Here is an 18,244-nt window from a genome sequence, read left to right as displayed (position 1 = left end):
GAAGCAAGCTTCCGTCGCTCTTCGTTCGACTTGCATGTGTTAAGCACGCCGCCAGCGTTCGTCCTGAGCCAGGATCAAACTCTCCAAGATATCTTGAAGCTATTTGAATAGCTCATTTGTTTTGTTGTCGCCACACTTAAGTAGCTTTGAATTATGGTTGGTTTTGACATCGTCAAAACCCGCACTCTGGCATATGTTCAATCGTTTTGATTGATTACCTATCATTGTTCAGTTTTCAAAGATCTGTTACCAGTTAACCCAGATAAAATCTGGCATCAAAGCAATTCTCATTCGAGTTGCTTTGCCAACTGGCGACTTGAATATATTAACATGTTCACATTTTTATGTCAACATATTTTATATAGCTTTTTATGTTTACACATAAATAAAATAACGAATAAGATACTACATCTTATTCATTAAGAAACAGCCTTTCAAAAGACTGTATGCATATTATATTACAACCATTATATATACGCAAGGCTTAAGTTCTCCACCGCCAAAACTTCATTTTCAGTTCATTTTTAGGTAAAATCCGTAAAATTCTTAGACTACAAAAAACTATATGTTTTAATTATTATAAAAACGTATTTGATAATACGAAATATATTGTGTACAATGTTTTTATAGAATAAATCTATGATACCAGAATACGGAAACTATAGAACAGTACGATTGTATCTATAACTGTATTTCCAACAAATGTGTTAGTGTATCCTGTTACGTATGATTGTGTAAGGAGATTATTATGAAACGCTCTAAAAACATATTTACCAAAGCCATCACTATAGCTGCAGTATGTGCAACAATGGCAACTTCAGTCTTTGCATCACCACAAGGAACATTTGATACCACAGAAATCCATGTAACCGGTCAAGCGTCTCGATCCGTTGCGCCGACCTATGCGATTTTAACATTAGGAATCAGCAGTGAAAACGCCAATATCAACACCGCAAAATCCAATAACGACCGCATCATGAGCGACCTCATCAGCAAACTCGCGAACCTAGGCATCGACAAAAAAGATGTGTATACATCCAACATATCAATAAACCCTGCCAGTGACTATCAGGACGGTAAGCGTATAAACACCGGATATAGCGTGTCCAATCGTGTCACCGTTAAGATTAATAACCTCAGTAATGTAGGAAAAGCTGTTGATGCCGCAGTCAGCGTCGGTGCTAACGATATTAACAACTTAACATTCCAAAGCGAAACCTCTCAAGAATTATCAGATTCACTCACGACCGAAGCTGTTAAAAACGGTCGCCACAAAGCCGAAGTTATTGCCGCTGCTCTAGGACGCACATTAGGCCCTGTCAAATCACTTTCTATCAGCACAAATGAAACTAGCACTATCGACAATACTTATTATCGTAGTGCTAAAGTAATGGAAGCCGCACTTAGTACATCCACACCTGTGGAAAACGGCTCTTTAGTTGTATCTCAGGATGCTAATATCATTTACTACTTACAATAGTTAATGAGGCACCACGCCTTCATGAACTGCTACAATGCCGCCTGTCAACTCATGATAGGTGGCATTTTCATATCCTAACGACTTCCAGATTTCCAGAATCTCACGTTGATGAGGATAGCGACGTAACGACTCCGGCAGCCAAGAATATGACGAATTATCCTTACTCAGCTTTCCTATAACAGGTAATATATAGGAAAAATATAAATTATATAATTGCTTAAATCCAATCATACTCGGCTTTGCCAGTTCTAATACGACAACCTTCCCTCCCGGCTTTACAACGCGTTGCATTTCTGAAAGCACCTGTTTTATATCAGGCACATTTCTCATGGCAAAACCGCTCATAGCAGCATCAAAAGTATTATCTGCATAAGGTAATGCCATCGCATCACCTTGTACTAAATTCACTTGATCCGATAAACCGGCCGCTTCAATTCGCGCATGCCCCTCTTTCAGCATGTCATGATTAAAGTCCAATGCCTCCACCGTAACAGTCGGCTCCTGCCGTAATACTTCCTTTGTAAATACACAAGTACCGCAAGCTACATCGAGCACATGCTGATATGGTCCCACATTCATTTCTTTCACGGCAAATTTCCGCCAAAAGTAATCCTGTCCGAAGCTAAGTACCGTATTCATCAAATCATAATGCTTGGCTATATTAGAGAACACACCTTGTACAAATTCTTCTTTATCATCATAGGTTTTAAATTCTTTAGTATTCATTACTTTCACTTTCACAGATTTAAGATATTTTAATATGTCGCATATGGCATAGTATACCATATCACCGACGCCACTGAAAGCATCTCCACCACACACTGTGTTAATCAACTATCTCCTACAATACCAGTTGTCTATTGCCTACAACCCGTGTTCGTTGTATAATGACATATGTCCCTTGTAAAAGGATTTATGATTTTGTAATTTATAAATTGTGGAGATCCACATCTACTAATTAAGTATTAATTAAGTATTAATTAAGTATTGGAGTGTAACATGAATCGATTTATGACATCAATAAATAAAGTCAGCCTCATTCAACAAATTATTATCGGTCTGATTATAGGTATTGTAACGGCGCTTTATATTCCCGACATCGCAAAAGAATTATCACTGTTGGGTATCTTATTCGTAGGTGCTTTAAAAGGTATTGCACCGATTCTCGTATTTTTCTTGGTTATTACCGCCATCAGCAAACATCGATCCGGACAAAAAACGGGGATGGGCTCCGTCATCACTCTATACTTGTTAGGTACCTTCCTATCCGCCGCGTTAGCGGTTATCGTAAGCTGGTTTTTCCCAACCACATTACATCTCGCAACAGGGGCTACCGATGCGGCACCACCGCAAGGCATTGCGGAAGTAATGATTACATTATTAAAAAATATCGTAGATAATCCTGTGCACGCTTTGATGACCGGTAACTATATCGGTATTCTCGGTTGGGCACTCATGATTGGCGGAGCATTACGACATGCTCCAATGGGTACAAAAGAAAACATAGAATCCTTTTCCCAGGCAATTACAACCGTTGTAGGTTGGATTATCCGATTCGCCCCACTCGGAATTATGGGCCTCGTAGCCGACTCCATTGCTACAAATGGTATTGAAGCTTTACTGGGATATTTACAGCTACTTGTTCTCTTACTAGGTTCTATGTTCTTTGTAGCACTTGTAATCAATCCATTGCTCGTATTCATCTTTATTCGTCGCAATCCATATCCGCTGGTATTCAAATGCTTACGCGAATCTGCAATTTACGCATTCTTCACACGCAGTTCCGCTGCAAACATTCCGGTAAACTTGGATTTAGCTAAACGATTACACTTAAATCCGGATATGTATTCCGTATCCATTCCGTTAGGTGCCACAATCAATATGGGTGGCGCAGCCATCACTATCACGATTATGACGTTAGCTGCAGCTCACACTTTAGGGATTCAAGTGGATATTCCGACTGCGATTCTCCTTTCTGTCATCGCCACTATCGGTGCTTGCGGAGCCTCCGGTGTAGCAGGCGGCTCTTTACTGCTCATCCCATTGGCGTGTTCCCTATTCGGTATTTCCAATGATATCGCCATGCAGGTTGTAGGTGTAGGTTTTATTATCGGAGTATTGCAAGACTCTACGGAAACAGCACTGAACTCTAGTACGGACATTCTCTTTACCGCTACAGCAGACTATGCAAAACGCGGCTATAACAAAGACTGGCAATAATTTTTTGACGCCCTTAGAAACGAAACTATAAAAGTTAAATTAACTTTTGAGTTCAATTTACAGGGCGTCTTTTGTTGTATAAGAACAACAATATATTACTTTCACTCGCGACACATGCCCCCTCAAAAACTATATATCTGTGGAATCTATTTAAACTATATGTCTGAGGGGGCTATTCAACCGATGTATAACACAATTGATGTATTACACAGTCGATGCATTACAAATATATATTGAAAATAAAATCAGCCCTCTATATTGATTTTCCTCAATGTACTGATATAATAGAATTAACAATAATAACTCTCAATGATCAAATCAGAAAGGAATCGACATGAAACAATACGATATTATTGTAGTCGGCACAGGCGGCGCTAACATCGTAGTAGATGCGGCGCAAAAGAAGGGCCTTAAGATTGCACAAATAGAAAAGGGTAAATTCGGCGGCACCTGCTTAAACCGAGGCTGTTTTCCTACAAAGGTAATGGTAACGGCAGCCAATGCCGTACAAGAGGTCGAGGAATTTAAAAAGATCGGTATCAATGTCAGCGAAGCAACAATGGACTGGAATACCATTTCAAAACGCGTATGGCATGTGATCGATGAAAACAAAGATATTTTTAAATATTATGATGCCGTCGACAATGTTGACGTTTATCGCGGCGCAGCCAGCTTTGTATCCGACAAGGTAATGAAAGTTCACCTCAATGACGGCGGCAAATCCGAAGAAATTACAGCTCCCATCATCATTCTGGGCACAGGCGGTCATAACAATATTCCAAATGTACCTGGACTTCAAGAGGCAGGTTTTTTATCCAGTGAAAGCCTCTTCGGTGATAAATATCCGGAAAAACCATATAAATCCCTAGCTGTATTAGGTGCAGGCCCAATCGGGGTGGAGTTCTCCCATGTATTCTCCTCCGCCGGTACAGATGTAACAATCATCCAGCATAATGTACGTCTCGTACCGAAGGAAGATGAAGATGTATCGATGCATCTACTCGAAAATTACAGAGCTCGTGGTATCAATGTAATCTTGAATCAAGACACCCTGGAAGTACGCCAGGAAAACGGCTTCAAAGTCGTTGTAACAAGAGATCGTACAACGGGCGAAATCACGGAGACGAAAGTAGAAGAAATCTTAGTTGCCGCCGGCATTCGCCCTACTGTACAGGAATTACATCTTGAAAACACAGCTATTGAAACTTGGCCTAAAGGTTGGATCAAAACAAATGAGTTCTTGGAAACCTCCGTTGACGGCATCTATGCGCTCGGCGATGTGAACGGTGAACCGGCATTCCGTCACCGTGCCAATTACGAAGCGGATATCATCGCCCACAATCTCTTCTACGCCACAAGCGAGGAGGATTATCGCTGGGCCCGTTACGATACACTGCCAAAGGTTACGTTTTCGTATCCGGAGATTGGCAGTGTAGGCCTTACCGAGGCGGAAGCAATCAAGGCCGGCTATAATGTAGGCGTCGGTAAAAACTACTACTCCGCTACGGTTAAAGGCTATGCAATGGGCATCAATCCGGGCGATGTAAATGACGGGTTTGTAAAAATCGTCGTCGATAAGGATACCAATTATATCCTCGGCATGCACGTTGTAGGTCCGCAAGCCTCTATCCTCTTCCAACCATATGTAAACCTTATGAACAGCGGTGTTACACCTTTAACGGCAATCAATGAGGATATCGCATCGGAACGAACCAAGCGACTACGTGCTCAAGGTTTAACGCGCAATATGGATCCACGATCGGTCATTACTGTCGGCGAAACCATGAGTCCTCACCCTTCCCTAATCGAAGTTATCATGTGGACTCAGGTGTATTACGAACATCGCTGGTAATCCCCCTCTCATAAGACAAAATCATATCATTACATCCAATAAAGAAACGGTCTATACCGATTAATGTCGGTACAGACCGTTTTTCTTTATTTTCAATACGACAAGTATTTAAATACTATCACATTCGTACCCAAGGATTAACGACCTAAATCGATACCGCTACCCCAGATAATATTTGTTTTACGTCCATCAAAGCCTTGATCCGGTTCCGGTGGTAATTTACTTGCCTTACCTTGACCTACATAGGCTCCGGTTTGTGCATCTACAGTAACGACAACTTTCTTACCGTCTTGGTGCATCGTCACATAATAGAGGACCTTACCTTCATGTGCTTCGATTTTCCAGCCCTTCATGACCGCATCCGCACCTAATTGTTGCTTAGCCACAGCTTCTGCCTGAGCAGCTTCGATGACTTTATCTTTATTAAAGATTTCGCCAATCACTTTCTTAGGCTTACCGCCTTCTTCCATATCGGATACATTGCCCGTAATTACATCAATTTTCAACTTATATTGATGATATTTGCTATAACCTACCACTTTATAACCATAGTTTAAATCATTAGAATTCAATTCTACGGAATGGATTGCCGCATTAGGAAAACGATTTTGGAAAATCGTACCGATTCTGCTCATCGTCATGACCATAGATTCACCAGGTGCACGTTGTACGGATATATCAGTACTCGTTTCCGGTTTTGTCTTACGAGCCTGCGCTTCGTTCGGTGCCGCAACAGATAAAACTCCGACCGCAAAAACACCCGTTAACACCATAGAAACTAACTTTTTATTCATTTATAAATCCTCCTAGCATATACAGGCTTTCATCATTCGTGAAAGCATCTCATATAACAGAATCACCAATTATTGATAACCATATAGCGACAGTTAACTAAAAACTGATTTACAAACCTTCGTTTGAAGCCAATCGAGCCTCCACATCGGCCATCAGCAATTTATAGCATGTAGCCACCAAAGGTACACCTACTAACATTCCTGTAACTCCCATGAGGCTGGCACCAACGATAACCGCTGCAAACACCCACAGTCCGGGCAGGCCGATAGAATTCCCCACAACCTTAGGATATATTACATTACTTTCAATTTGATGCAATACCTCCAGGATAACAACATACAGCAATGCATCCATGGGATTGACGGTGAGCAACATAACAGCACCCATCACTCCACCTATGTAAATACCGAGGAGAGGAATCAATCCTGTAAGGCCGATAACGCACGCAATCGTTGTGGCATACTCAATATTGAACAGCCATAATGTTACGCCTACCATAACACCCAAAATCAAGGCATCGATAAATTGGCCTACAAAGAAATTACTGAATGTCTTAACAGCAACATTACCTACATACGTTGTTCTCTCCACCCATACATCTGAAGCATACGCTTTTAACATGCGTTTACCTTGTAAAATCAGACGTTCCTTATCAAGCAGCATATATACTGCGAAAATAAGTCCCAGCCCGATATTCAAGGTCCAGGATAAAACGGATCCCATCGTATCAACGATGTAAGAGCCGCCCTTTGTCCCCCATTCACGTGTATACTTTACAAAGCTTTCACCATTCAACGTGTCCATAATCGTTTGATTCGATGCAAACGGAATAGCCTCTGTTATATGTTGTATCCACACCTGAAAGTCCGCATAAAGTTGTGGTGCCGCCGAAACAATAATTGACATGGAATGAATTAATTGCGGCACAGCCATGCGAGCAATGAAATATACAATGAGACTGATGGTCACAAAGGATAAAATGATACTCAACGGTCTACGAATCTTATACCGCCAGCCAAACTTGGTTTTAGGCCACAGCCAACATTCGTAACGAACGACAAGAATATCCAGCACGAATGCCATGCAGGCCCCCAAAATAAGGGGTACAAAAGCTGACAGTACAGCATCAATAGCATTAGCGATGTCACCTATGCGAAGCGCCACTATCGCCATAATGCCGGCCAGTATAATAGCGCCGACGAGTTGTTTATAATATTTGAATTTTTCCATACGCATAACCCACTTTACTATACTCACAACGCATACCATACCACATATTAATGAACGTTATATGACCTGCCAGAACACAAAAGCCCACCTTATCGCGTATTCAATTCCCGATAGATACGAGAGCATGACGATAAGATGGACTTAAGAAATGTCTATTCTAGATTCATCTAGAAATTAGCGATGAATGTATACGTCTACACGACGGTTTTCAGCTTTACCGGAAGAAGTTGAATTTGTTGCAACCGGTTTAGCATCGCCATTAGCAACACCGATCAGACGATTAGCTGCTACGCCGTTATTTACTAAGAATTGAGCAACGCTTTGTACACGGCGTTCAGACAAGTTGATATTATATTGAGGATTTGCATCAGTATCAGCATTACCCATCAATTTAACTTGGTCTTGAGAGTATTTGTTTGCAGCTTTCAATGCAGCATCCAAGTTAGGCGCTTGGTCGTAACGTGGAGTGGATTGATCGGAGTCAAAGTAAATGGATTGTACATAGTAATCCAATTTAGGAGTTTCATGTTTAGGTGCTTCCTGCACTGTAGGAGCCGGAGCTGGAGTATATGCAGGAGTTGGAGCTGGAGCCGGAGCGGATACCGGTGTAGCCACCTTGGAACCGCCGAAACGATAGGACAAGCCTACAACAGGTCCTTGGAAGGAAATGTTATCATCAGCATGTCTTCTTGTGTTAATATAGCGATAACCTGCATTGATATCCAAATCATCAGTTGCTTTAAAGCCTAGCCCAGCTTCCCAAGTTGTAGTTTTTTTAGTACCTACACCTGCTTTACCGTATACGTCGACTTTAGAACCAAGATTTGCTTTACCGATTACACCGGCTTGTGCGATATTATTCGCTTTCACGAAGTCATCGCCGGAAATACGGCCATAACCGCCATATACTGCAAAGTTTTTATTCAAAGATTGAATCAAATTAACTTCATGCATTTTATCGTTATAGTCGAAATCAACAAAATGATCTTTTAATCCGTGATATGCATATTGTACTGCTGTTTTATCAGTTAATGCATACGTTACGCCACCGTCAAAGTTCCATTTTGCATCGGAACTGAAAGCGTTAGTTTTTGATTTTGAATGTGCTGCACCAAGGTCTACTTGGACTTCACCTTTGTCAAACTGAGTTTGAGGTGTTGCACCTGCTACAGAAACACCTACAGCAGTAACAGCCATCAAAGCTAATAATTTTTTGTTCATTATAAAGACCCTCCATAATCCCGCTTCAGAAACAGCCCGGGATAGTAATAAGATAGTTATATTTTACAAAAAATTTTTAAATTTATCAATATATTTTATGAATATTCAATGAAGTTCTTCAGAAAATTCTGAATACAGAGCATATATTGATCAACTAATCTTCGCTTTCAGAAAACCATGCACGATGAAATACTGCCGCAATAGCACCACCGATAAGAGGCGCCACAATAAAAAGCCATACCTGAGATAAAGCTTCACCGCCGGTAAATACAGCCGGAGCTAATGCGCGAGCAGGGTTTACGGATGTTCCCGTCAATGGAATACCGATTAAATGAACCATCGTCAATGTAGCACCGATAACAAGGCCCGCAATGGAAGATGTTTTTTCACTGGATGTGACACCAAGAATAACAAGTACGAAGACAAACGTAAGAAAGGTTTCAGCTACAAACGCACCGCCCATCGATAATCCGACAGCACTTAAGTCACCATATCCGTCAGCACCGTAACTGGAAAGGGTTTCAGATGATCTAACGATAAAGCTTAATAAACCTGTGCCGGCAAAGGCCCCAAGCACTTGAGCCGCTACATAGCCGCCGAAGTCTTTCAAAGACATACGACCGGCAAGCCAAACACCGATAGACACCGCCGGATTGACATGACAACCTGAAATATGACCAATCGCATAAGCCCCTGCGACGATAGTCAAACCGAACGCCAAGGCAATAGCTACAACACCTAAGAATCCAAGTCCTAAACCGCCTGTAAAACCACCTGTTACAACGGCCGTACCGGTCCCGAAAAATACCAAAATCATTGTACCGATAAATTCAGCAATATACTTGTTCACGATTGTCCTCCTTATAAAAATTAAGCATAAATAAAACATAGTCTGCATCCGTAGATTTCTATTATAGCGACCATGTTCTATTCGATATTATAAAAAAACTCTAAACCTTGTCAACAAGGTTTTACACGTTCAAAGTCCCTAAATGTAATCATATAAAACAACAAGGGCCCGGTCAGTATCCACTAACCGAGCCCTTATGCTTTCTTATATACATCCCTTACATATATATGAAATTAGATTCTCCGGATCAGACAACACATTCCCCAATGTGTCATTTTTTCCACATTTATTATTTTACATGAATCCCCTTGAATATGCAATAAACTATTCATAAAATTTTCACATTTCTTTCATGAGAAAATTTAAACAACTCGATATTGCCAGGCCCCACGAATAAAACGTATATAAGCGCAACAAAGTCTCAACGACTGATCGAAACAAAGTGATAGCCACGCCCCAAAGAGTCCAAGTCCCAATGTAATGCATAATAAGTACGTAATAACAGGACGGATGATGGCAACACTGACAAGAGAGTATTTCATAATATAATATGTATCTCCCGCCCCCTTTAATACACCGGAATAAACTTGCTGTAGTGCTTGAGGAAAGGCCGCAACAGCCATAACGCCCATCAACGATGCCGCAAGAGTGACTACCTCGCTTTCACGAGTATAAAACTGCACCAGAATATCACCTAATCCAAGGAAAATACAGGCGCTCAACAAGCCGACACAGAGGCCGATTCGCGCTCCGATTTGACCATATGCATACGCCAGATCAGGCCGTTTGTGCCCCAAACTCTGTCCCGTATGGGATGCCCCTGCAAAGCCGAGCCCCATAGCAAAATAATAGAATATATCCATCAAGTTCATACATACATAATGTGCCGCTAGCGGAACAGCCCCTAACGACGCAACAATCATCGTATACGTATACATACCGAAGCGTTCAAAAAACTGCTCCCCGAACGAACTGCCTCCGACATGAAATACCGTATGTAATACCGATCGTTCAAAGCCCCATTTCGACGGATGTCTTAATGTTAACCCGTCCGATGTATGTTGTGAAATAGTACGCAACAATAAGAGTGCAATCACCGCACTGCTGAGCATTGTGGATACGCCTGCCCCCATAACGCCCAACTCGGGGAAAAATCCGATACCGTAAATCAGAAAGAAGTTCATGATGGTATTCAGAATATTACCGACTACATTTGACTTAAAAATAACCTTTGTATTTCCGTAGCCGATAAGAGCGGCCCCCACAATTTGACTGAAAGTCTGAAATAAAAGACTGATAACAATAAAACGTCCATACCATACAGCCGTCTCAATATAACTGTCTTCAGCACCGGTGAAGCGTAAAATATGCTCTAAATTTAAGAAACATACCGCTAGCAGCGGCATATATATCAAAAAGTTAAGCAAAATCGACTGCTTTAATACCGCATTCATACCGTCCATATCACCCTCACCATAGCGACGGGCAATAATAGCCGTTACAGCGATAGACAAAGCACGACAGAAAATCAGCATGACCATCTCAGGCTGACCCATTATGCCCGCAGATGCCAACGCCCCCGCCCCTAAGCTGCCGACCATAGCGAGATCAATAGCGGTCATGAACTGCAGCATTAAACCTTGCAAGGTGGCCGGCCATGCGATTTTCAGGTATCGACCATATAACTCTTTCGTGGACCCTACCGGACCCTTTCGCGCCTCGTAAGGCAATACAGCATCAATGGAAAACCATCGACGTAATAATCCTATCATGTATGCTCCAGATACGTAGTACTTTCAAAACAATTCATCATGTAACAACTCATTAAAGCCTGTTACATATCTCATTCATTATAGCATATGACACGATTTCCTCGGTAATTATTCTCATCTGAAACGATTCAATACGCAAGGTCCTCATTCCAGATTATAACGTATAAAAATACCCATAACGATACAACGAAATGCTTATTAAGAATATAAAAAGGTTCCGTATTAGCAGCAGCCAAAACAGCCGCCACCATCATACGGAACCTTTTCCTCGTAATATCTAAGATACTACTAAAAACTGTGGAGAACTCATGACCTTATTTGATGATTAACCTTTAGTTGCTAGTAAACTATTAACCATAGCTTTCAACGATTCAATTTCAGCTTGTTGTTTATCCAATACTTCTTTCTGTCTGCTGTTCTCTTGTTTCAAAGAGGTCATTTCATCCTGCATTACATAAATGGAACTGATCGGACCGCCTTTGTAGCGTTCCGGTACAGCTTTTTTAGCATCGCTGTTACCGAACTTATGCGTATATCCGGCATTAATCATATTATGACGTCCACCTACGGAAACACCTACATTGAACATGGTATCTTCATTGGTGTAATGAGCAAGACCTAATGCTGCTGCACTCTTACCACGATAGTTACCATAACCGGCCATCACTTGAGTCGGTTCCAATGGATCATATTGAATTGGTTTCAACGCAGACATAGCCGCCGCATGAGCGCCTACCCGTTGTGTTTCGGATTCAACATTAGCAATTGCATTAGCAAGCTGAGCATTAGATTTTTTCAATTGACCAAGGTTAACCGCATCTGTATCTGCTGTACCAGCTGCAACACCTTTAATTTGATTATTGCCGTTATTCAAGCCCTCAGTAGTTAAGGAAACTGTATCGGCATTCGGATTTTGCTGATTAGCAGGTGTGATGGTAACGCCGGAACCATTTACAACAGAGGTATTCCCTGCTGCATCTTTGCTCGTAACAGTATCACCTTTCATAACAGTGGATGCGCCGTTATCGTCCTTCACTTCCACACTGGATAAACCATTTAAATCTTTAGCTAATTGTACGTGCAACTTACCGTCCTTTGCATTAACACCGATATTGTTATCAGTCAATTTCGCTGCGTCAGCACCGCCAACGATTTCAAGTTTTTGATTCAATGTCTTATCGATAACTGTATTTCCGTTATCACCGGCAAAATGCAGACCGTCGTTCATTGTCGCTACGGTTTCTTTTACAGGATTTCCGTCACCGTCTTTCGTTTCATATTCGATACGATCTTTACCGGCACCGGTTCCTGTCAAACCGTCAGCACCTTTAGCCGCTGTAATAGATGCATTGGCACCATCTTTACCGCGTACGCCCATAGTGCCGTCAGCACCGTTCAATACAACACCCGGTTTATCATTTGCTACATCGCCTACGGACACACTTTCAAGGCCTGTCATGTTTTTATTCAAGGAATACGTGAAAGTAGTACCTGTTTGGTCAATAGAGAGGTTATCACCGGCACGGAATTCGACTTCCGTTTTATCGCCGACCTTAGTCGCCGCGTTATTGCCCGTTGCCTTACCTGTGCCTGTAGCGCTGCTCTTAGCCATCCAGCCGAAGTCAGCCACCTTATCTTCTACATCCATAACACGAGTATCTACCGCTTGGATTTGATCTTCTGTCGCTGCTTGACCGCTTACAGGGGCCTGTCCACGGTTCCAAGTCTTATTGGATAACCCGTTCACAGTACCTTTGTTATCCTTGTTAACAGTGACATCGCCGGCTTTGAGGTCTTTACCTTCTACAGTACCTTCCGATGTAATATTGCCTTTAGTCTTGATGCTGCCATCAGTACCGTCAAGAACAATATTACCATTACCCAAGTTAACTTTATCAGCCAATTTGATATCGTAATTCGTATGACCGTCAGCAGGATCTACCGTTTCTTCCAGTACCAAATTCGGGGTTTCTGTATTCTTTTTATTAACAGATACCATCGTTTTGGATGCCGCTGCCGCTTTCTTCACATCACCGATGTTCGCCGCATTTGTCTCAACCGTACCGCCGCTCGCTACATTGGAGATGACTTTGCCACCATTGTTTAAGCCTTTATCGGTAAGAGATATTTCATTTGCACCCGGATTAATAGTCATGCCTTTAGGACCATATTGAGTTGTATTCGTACCGTCTGTCACAGTCGTGCCTGCACCACTGATTGTGGATACTGCATTGCCGTTTTTGAATTGAGCGCTGGTCAAGTCATTCAATTCTTTAGACAATTGCACGTGCAACTTACCGTCTTTCGCATTAACGCCGATATTATTATCAGACAATTTCGATGCATCAGCACCGCCAACGATTTCAAGTTTTTGATTCAATGTCTTATTAATAACTTCAGGATTATTGTCTCCACCGAATTGCAAACCGTCTTTCAATGTCGCTACCTGTTCTTCAGTACCTGCAGCATTAGTATAAACAATGCGATCCGCAGGGTCTGTTTCACCTACGTGAGCGTCCCCTTTTCCAGTCTTAATAGTCGCCTTTGCACCATCCGGATTCGTAAGGCCTAGACTAGTCATATCAGAAATCTCTTTATTTAAGGAGAATGTAATATCTCTGCCAGTTTGATTTACATTTAGGTTATTACCTGCTTTAAAAGTCACTGTATCAGAACCTGTTACAGTACTAGTTGAATCACCGGAGTGAGTTCCGCTATCAGCAGCAGTAGCGACATTCCATGTTGCCAAGGTCTTAACCTTTTGTTCGCCTTCCGGTGTGAGGTTATCCAATTTATTGGTGGCCGCATTATTGATTTTATCCTTTGTATCATCGTTGATATCAAAGGTAACTACACCGTCTGCTTCGGTCTTAGCGGTTGTCATACCGCCGTTCTTAAAGTTCAAACCTTTACTCAACGTAACAGTCTTATCTGCACCGTCATTATCCTTATACGTCAGGTTAGTAGATTCAGCAACCTTATTCGGATCAAGACCGATTTTATAAGTTGCGGAATCTTTATCTGCGCTAACATCCGGGGTCACGGTAATCGCACCGTTAGGATCCGCTGCAGCCATTGTAACCGCTTTAACAGCTTCTTGTTTAACCGCTTTTTCTGTCACGGTTACTGTTACATCATCACCGGCTGCGGAAGTTGTCACAAGACCGGAACCTTTTACGTTAAACTTCACATCACCTGTACTTAAGGATTTTTCTGTCGTATTACCTGTATCACCACCTAAGGAAATCTTACGAGCCAAGGCTGCCGTATTGGTAGCAATATTTTGAGCGTTCGTCTCAATATTGCCTTTATTTGTCGCAATATCTCCGGCATTTTTCGTGATATTGTCCGCATTCTTTGCAATATTGTCCTTATTCTTATCGATATTAGCCTTATTCGTAGCAATATCATCTTTATTTGTTGCTACTTGTGTATCAACGGCTTTCAATTGATCTTCTGTTGCCGCACGACCGCTAACAGGAGTTGTAGTACCAGGTGTCCAGGACGTATTAGTAAGCCCTTCTACCGCAGGTGTTGTCACCTTTGTCGTAGCTGTTACAGTATTAAAGTTTACATCATTTTTAGTCGCTACAGTAAATGTCTTGCCATTTTGAGTAATAGCGATATTGGAACCATCATTAAATGTAACGGTATCGCCACCTGTTACTGTTTCAGCATTATTTCCGTTTGCTTTCACATTCCATGCGGACAAAGATTTAACCTTCTGTTCCCCGTCCGGTGTGAGATTATCCAATTTATTGGTGGCCGCATTATTGATTTTATCCTTTGTATCATCGTTGATATCAAAGGTAACTACACCGTCTGCTTCGGTCTTAGCAGTTGTCATAGTACCGTTCTTAAAGTTCAAACCTTTTTTTAATGTAACGGTCTTATCTGCACCATCATTATCCTTATAGGTCAAGTTAGTAGTCTCAGCTACTTTAGTTGGATCGATACCAACTTTGTAAGTTGCTGTATCTTTGTCCGCGCTAAGTTCAGGTGTCACAGTAATCGGACCATTAGGATCCGCCGCTGCCATTGTAACCGCTTTAACAGCTTCTTGTTTAACCGCTTTTTCTGTCACGGTTACTGTTACATCATCGCCGGCTGCAGAAGTCGTTACAAGACCTGCACCTTTTACGTTAAACTTCACATCTCCTGTACTTAAGGATTTTTCTGTTGTGCTACCAGTATTACCACCTAAAGAGATTTTACGAGCTAAAGCTGCCGTATTGGTTGCAATATTACCTTTATTTGTGGCAATTTCTGTAGCATTTTTCGTGATATTGTCCGCATTCTTTGCAATATTGTCCTTATTCTTATCGATATTATCCTTATTCGTAGCAATATCATCTTTATTTGTTGCTACTTGTATATCAACGGCTTTCAATTGATCTTCCGTTGCCGCACGACCGCTAACAGGAGTTGTAGTACCAGGTGTCCAGGACGTATTTGTAAGCCCTTCCACTGCAGGTGCTGTCACTTTCGAACCAGCTGTTACACTGTTAAACGTCACATCATCTTTTGTTGCAACGGTGAAAGTTTTGCCATTTTGCGTAATAGCGATATTGGAACCATCATTAAATGTAACTGTATCGCCACCTGTTACTGTTTCAGCATTATTTCCGTTTGCTTTCACATTCCATGCGGACAAAGATTTAACCTTCTGTTCCCCGTCCGGTGTGAGATTATCCAATTTATTGGTGGCCGCATTATTGATTTTATCCTTTATATCATCGTTGATATCAAAGGTAACTACACCGTCTGCTTCGGTCTTAGCAGTTGTCATAGTACCGTTCTTAAAGTTCAAACCTTTTTTTAATGTAACGGTCTTATCTGCACCATCATTATCCTTATACGTCAGGTTAGTAGATTCAGCAACCTTATTCGGATCAAGACCGATTTTATAAGTTGCGGAATCTTTATCTGCGCTAACATCCGGGGTCACGGTAATCGCACCGTTAGGATCCGCTGCTGCCATTGTAACCGCTTTAACAGCTTCTTGTTTAACCGCTTTCTCGGACACGGTTACCGTTACATCGTTACCGTTTGCAGCAGTCGTAGCAAGACCCGCCCCTTTTATATTCAACGTGCTGTTAGCAAGATTAACATCACCTGTACCTGCATCACCGGCAACTTTCAAATTCACGCTCTTAAGCTGTGCCACATTAACAGCATCCGTGTCAGCAGTACCTGCAGCCACCCCTGTGATTTGACGTGTATTTGTATCGTTACCTACAGCAAAAGCTCCTAACGTAGATGTCAATGCTGTACCGGACAAAGCGCCGTATTTATCAGTTCTTGAATCATTTACATTATAGCCGGCTACACCGCTAGCCGTGCTTGATTTCGACTGTGAACCTACGGCAACACCGTTCTCTACAGTAGCAGATGCACCTGTACCGATAGCTAAGCCCTTAACAGCAGACACCGTAACAGAAGCATCAGGACCTATGGCCATAGAGTCAGCAGCCTCAGCGCCCTTGTTCGATTTATTCCCTGCCAAATCAGATTTGATAGAAATATATTTCGGTAATGTTTTTTCAGCGATTGCAAATAGCTGAGAGCCGTTCACCGCATCAGTAGAAGTTGCACTGACAACACCGGGTGCCACATTTTTAAGCTGACGTTCATACCCGGCAGCACCGAATGATACCACGTCACCGGACAATACATGTTCGCCACCGGCCCAGTTAACCGTATCCCCATTGCTCAACGTATAACTTGTCTGTGCCACACCCGCTGCATCAGTAGTAGCACCACCACCGATAGCAATAGAATTATCCCGATTAGCCTTTGCCCCGGATCCGATAGCGATAGAGTTAACTACATTCCCTGATTTACCATCTAGGCGAGTAGCGGAGTCCGCCCCCATCCCTAAAGAAAGACCTAGATCACCGGCTTTAGTTTTCATACCGATGGCAGTCCCTGCATGGCTAGCTGTAGCAGTTATATATTGAGGTAGCTGTATATTCGCTAAATCAATTGACGCCTGTCTCAATGTACCCGTTTTAGCTTGTCCGGTATTAATATCCGTATACGTTACGGTTTTAGCAAACGCGGCCTCCACGTCATCTCCACCGATTACGATAGAGGAAGCACCTTTAGCTATGGTATCACCACCGATAGCAATAGACTGTGCCCCTATAGCTTTAGCACCACTATCACCAGAAGCACCGCCAATAGCAATGCCCTGATCATCTTGAACTAAGGAATGAGCCCCGATAGCAACACTGTTATTACCACTAGCTGTAATCCCAGCACCTATCCCGATCGCCTTATCCCCATCAGCCGAAGAGGTTCTGAATTGACTACTTGTCCCTATCACGACAGTAGATCTGTTACTAGTACTTGCATATTCACCGATTTTAACAGAGCCTCTATCTGTAAGCTCCGTCGGCAAAGGCGCGCCCATAACAGGCGCCACGCCGCCTGTTACCGCCAATACGGCAAAAACACTGGCCAATACAGTTTTCTTAGCACTGTAGTTGCTGGCAATCTCAGACACAACTACATAACATTCTTTACTTTTACTCCAAATTACCTTAAAAATCTTGTTCATTAACTTCTCCTATTGTAATAACTATAACCTAGACATCACTTTATAAATCCTCACGAGTTACACATTTAAGATTTATAATTACTCATAATATGTACATTATATAAGATTATCGATATAACAATCAAGGAAAATTCATTTTTTATTCATGCTTTATCAGTATATGAGAATCCAGTATTTATATGGATATTTTATTACTTTTAATTTTTAACTAATAATTATAAGTGTATTTTTTTACCCATTAGCCATCTATTTTATGAAATTT

The 18,244-nt window shown here is 41.9% G+C and carries 10 protein-coding genes and 1 rRNA gene; 3 read left to right on the top strand and 8 right to left on the bottom strand.

The genetic code is table 11. The features are described from left to right. Nucleotides 1-90: ribosomal RNA gene (locus tag VEHSUH05_RS02110) — 16S ribosomal RNA — on the bottom strand; the annotation flags it as partial. A gap of 718 nt (nucleotides 91-808) precedes the next feature. Here VEHSUH05_RS02110 and VEHSUH05_RS02105 point away from each other — a divergent pair. After that, nucleotides 809-1,480 carry an SIMPL domain-containing protein gene (locus VEHSUH05_RS02105; protein WP_245875911.1) on the top strand — a complete coding sequence of 224 codons (672 nt, stop codon included), beginning with the start codon at nucleotides 809-811 and terminating at the stop codon, nucleotides 1,478-1,480. On the opposite strand, the gene VEHSUH05_RS02100 is transcribed toward VEHSUH05_RS02105, so the two are convergent. Continuing rightward, nucleotides 1,481-2,206 (bottom strand): ubiquinone/menaquinone biosynthesis methyltransferase, encoded by a 726-nt coding sequence (locus VEHSUH05_RS02100; RefSeq protein WP_105090613.1) that lies wholly within the window; start codon nucleotides 2,204-2,206, stop codon nucleotides 1,481-1,483. A 273-nt stretch (nucleotides 2,207-2,479) separates the two neighbouring features. Between VEHSUH05_RS02100 and sstT the strand changes: the two genes are divergently transcribed. After that, nucleotides 2,480-3,700, top strand: a complete 1,221-nt coding sequence (gene sstT / locus VEHSUH05_RS02095) for a serine/threonine transporter SstT (protein ID WP_105090598.1) — start codon at nucleotides 2,480-2,482, stop codon at nucleotides 3,698-3,700. Nucleotides 3,701-4,034: 334 nt separating this feature from the next. Then, nucleotides 4,035-5,552 carry a dihydrolipoyl dehydrogenase family protein gene (locus tag VEHSUH05_RS02090; protein ID WP_105090597.1) on the top strand — a complete coding sequence of 506 codons (1,518 nt, stop codon included), beginning with the start codon at nucleotides 4,035-4,037 and terminating at the stop codon, nucleotides 5,550-5,552. Between the two features lie 137 nt (nucleotides 5,553-5,689). On the opposite strand, the gene VEHSUH05_RS02085 is transcribed toward VEHSUH05_RS02090, so the two are convergent. From VEHSUH05_RS02085 to VEHSUH05_RS02060, 6 genes are all read right to left on the bottom strand, one after another. Then, nucleotides 5,690-6,346, bottom strand: a complete 657-nt coding sequence (locus tag VEHSUH05_RS02085; protein ID WP_105090596.1) for a PepSY domain-containing protein — start codon at nucleotides 6,344-6,346, stop codon at nucleotides 5,690-5,692. Between the two features lie 109 nt (nucleotides 6,347-6,455). Continuing rightward, a complete protein-coding gene (locus VEHSUH05_RS02080; RefSeq protein ID WP_105090612.1) occupies nucleotides 6,456-7,577 on the bottom strand; it encodes an AI-2E family transporter in 1,122 nt (373 codons plus the stop codon). A 174-nt stretch (nucleotides 7,578-7,751) separates the two neighbouring features. Continuing rightward, nucleotides 7,752-8,798 carry an OmpA family protein gene (locus VEHSUH05_RS02075; RefSeq protein ID WP_038117911.1) on the bottom strand — a complete coding sequence of 349 codons (1,047 nt, stop codon included), beginning with the start codon at nucleotides 8,796-8,798 and terminating at the stop codon, nucleotides 7,752-7,754. Nucleotides 8,799-8,952: 154 nt separating this feature from the next. Then, nucleotides 8,953-9,648, bottom strand: coding sequence for an MIP family channel protein (locus VEHSUH05_RS02070; RefSeq protein ID WP_105090595.1), 696 nt, complete (start codon nucleotides 9,646-9,648; stop codon nucleotides 8,953-8,955). 362 nt (nucleotides 9,649-10,010) lie between these two features. Continuing rightward, nucleotides 10,011-11,420: an MATE family efflux transporter gene (locus VEHSUH05_RS02065; RefSeq protein WP_105090594.1), complete on the bottom strand. Its 1,410-nt coding sequence runs from the start codon at nucleotides 11,418-11,420 to the stop codon at nucleotides 10,011-10,013. Between the two features lie 325 nt (nucleotides 11,421-11,745). After that, a complete protein-coding gene (locus VEHSUH05_RS02060) occupies nucleotides 11,746-17,982 on the bottom strand; it encodes a YadA-like family protein (protein WP_105090593.1) in 6,237 nt (2,078 codons plus the stop codon). Nucleotides 17,983-18,244: the final 262 nt, after the last annotated feature.

It is taken from the genome of Veillonella denticariosi JCM 15641 (assembly GCF_002959855.1).
Classification (GTDB): domain Bacteria; phylum Bacillota; class Negativicutes; order Veillonellales; family Veillonellaceae; genus Veillonella; species Veillonella denticariosi.
Note: the sequence above shows the minus strand (reverse complement) of the source record. Positions and strands in the feature narration are given on the sequence as shown.

Excerpts from the sequence above, each read along its gene's own strand:
- VEHSUH05_RS02105 (WP_245875911.1), top strand. The coding sequence starts at position 809 with ATGGCAACTTCAGTCTTTGCATCACCACAAGGAACATTTGATACCACA.
- VEHSUH05_RS02100 (WP_105090613.1), bottom strand. The coding sequence starts at position 2,206 with ATGAATACTAAAGAATTTAAAACCTATGATGATAAAGAAGAATTTGTA.
- sstT (WP_105090598.1), top strand. The coding sequence starts at position 2,480 with ATGAATCGATTTATGACATCAATAAATAAAGTCAGCCTCATTCAACAA.
- VEHSUH05_RS02090 (WP_105090597.1), top strand. The coding sequence starts at position 4,035 with ATGAAACAATACGATATTATTGTAGTCGGCACAGGCGGCGCTAACATC.
- VEHSUH05_RS02085 (WP_105090596.1), bottom strand. The coding sequence starts at position 6,346 with ATGAATAAAAAGTTAGTTTCTATGGTGTTAACGGGTGTTTTTGCGGTC.
- VEHSUH05_RS02080 (WP_105090612.1), bottom strand. The coding sequence starts at position 7,577 with ATGGAAAAATTCAAATATTATAAACAACTCGTCGGCGCTATTATACTG.
- VEHSUH05_RS02075 (WP_038117911.1), bottom strand. The coding sequence starts at position 8,798 with ATGAACAAAAAATTATTAGCTTTGATGGCTGTTACTGCTGTAGGTGTT.
- VEHSUH05_RS02065 (WP_105090594.1), bottom strand. The coding sequence starts at position 11,420 with ATGATAGGATTATTACGTCGATGGTTTTCCATTGATGCTGTATTGCCT.
- VEHSUH05_RS02060 (WP_105090593.1), bottom strand. The coding sequence starts at position 17,982 with ATGAACAAGATTTTTAAGGTAATTTGGAGTAAAAGTAAAGAATGTTAT.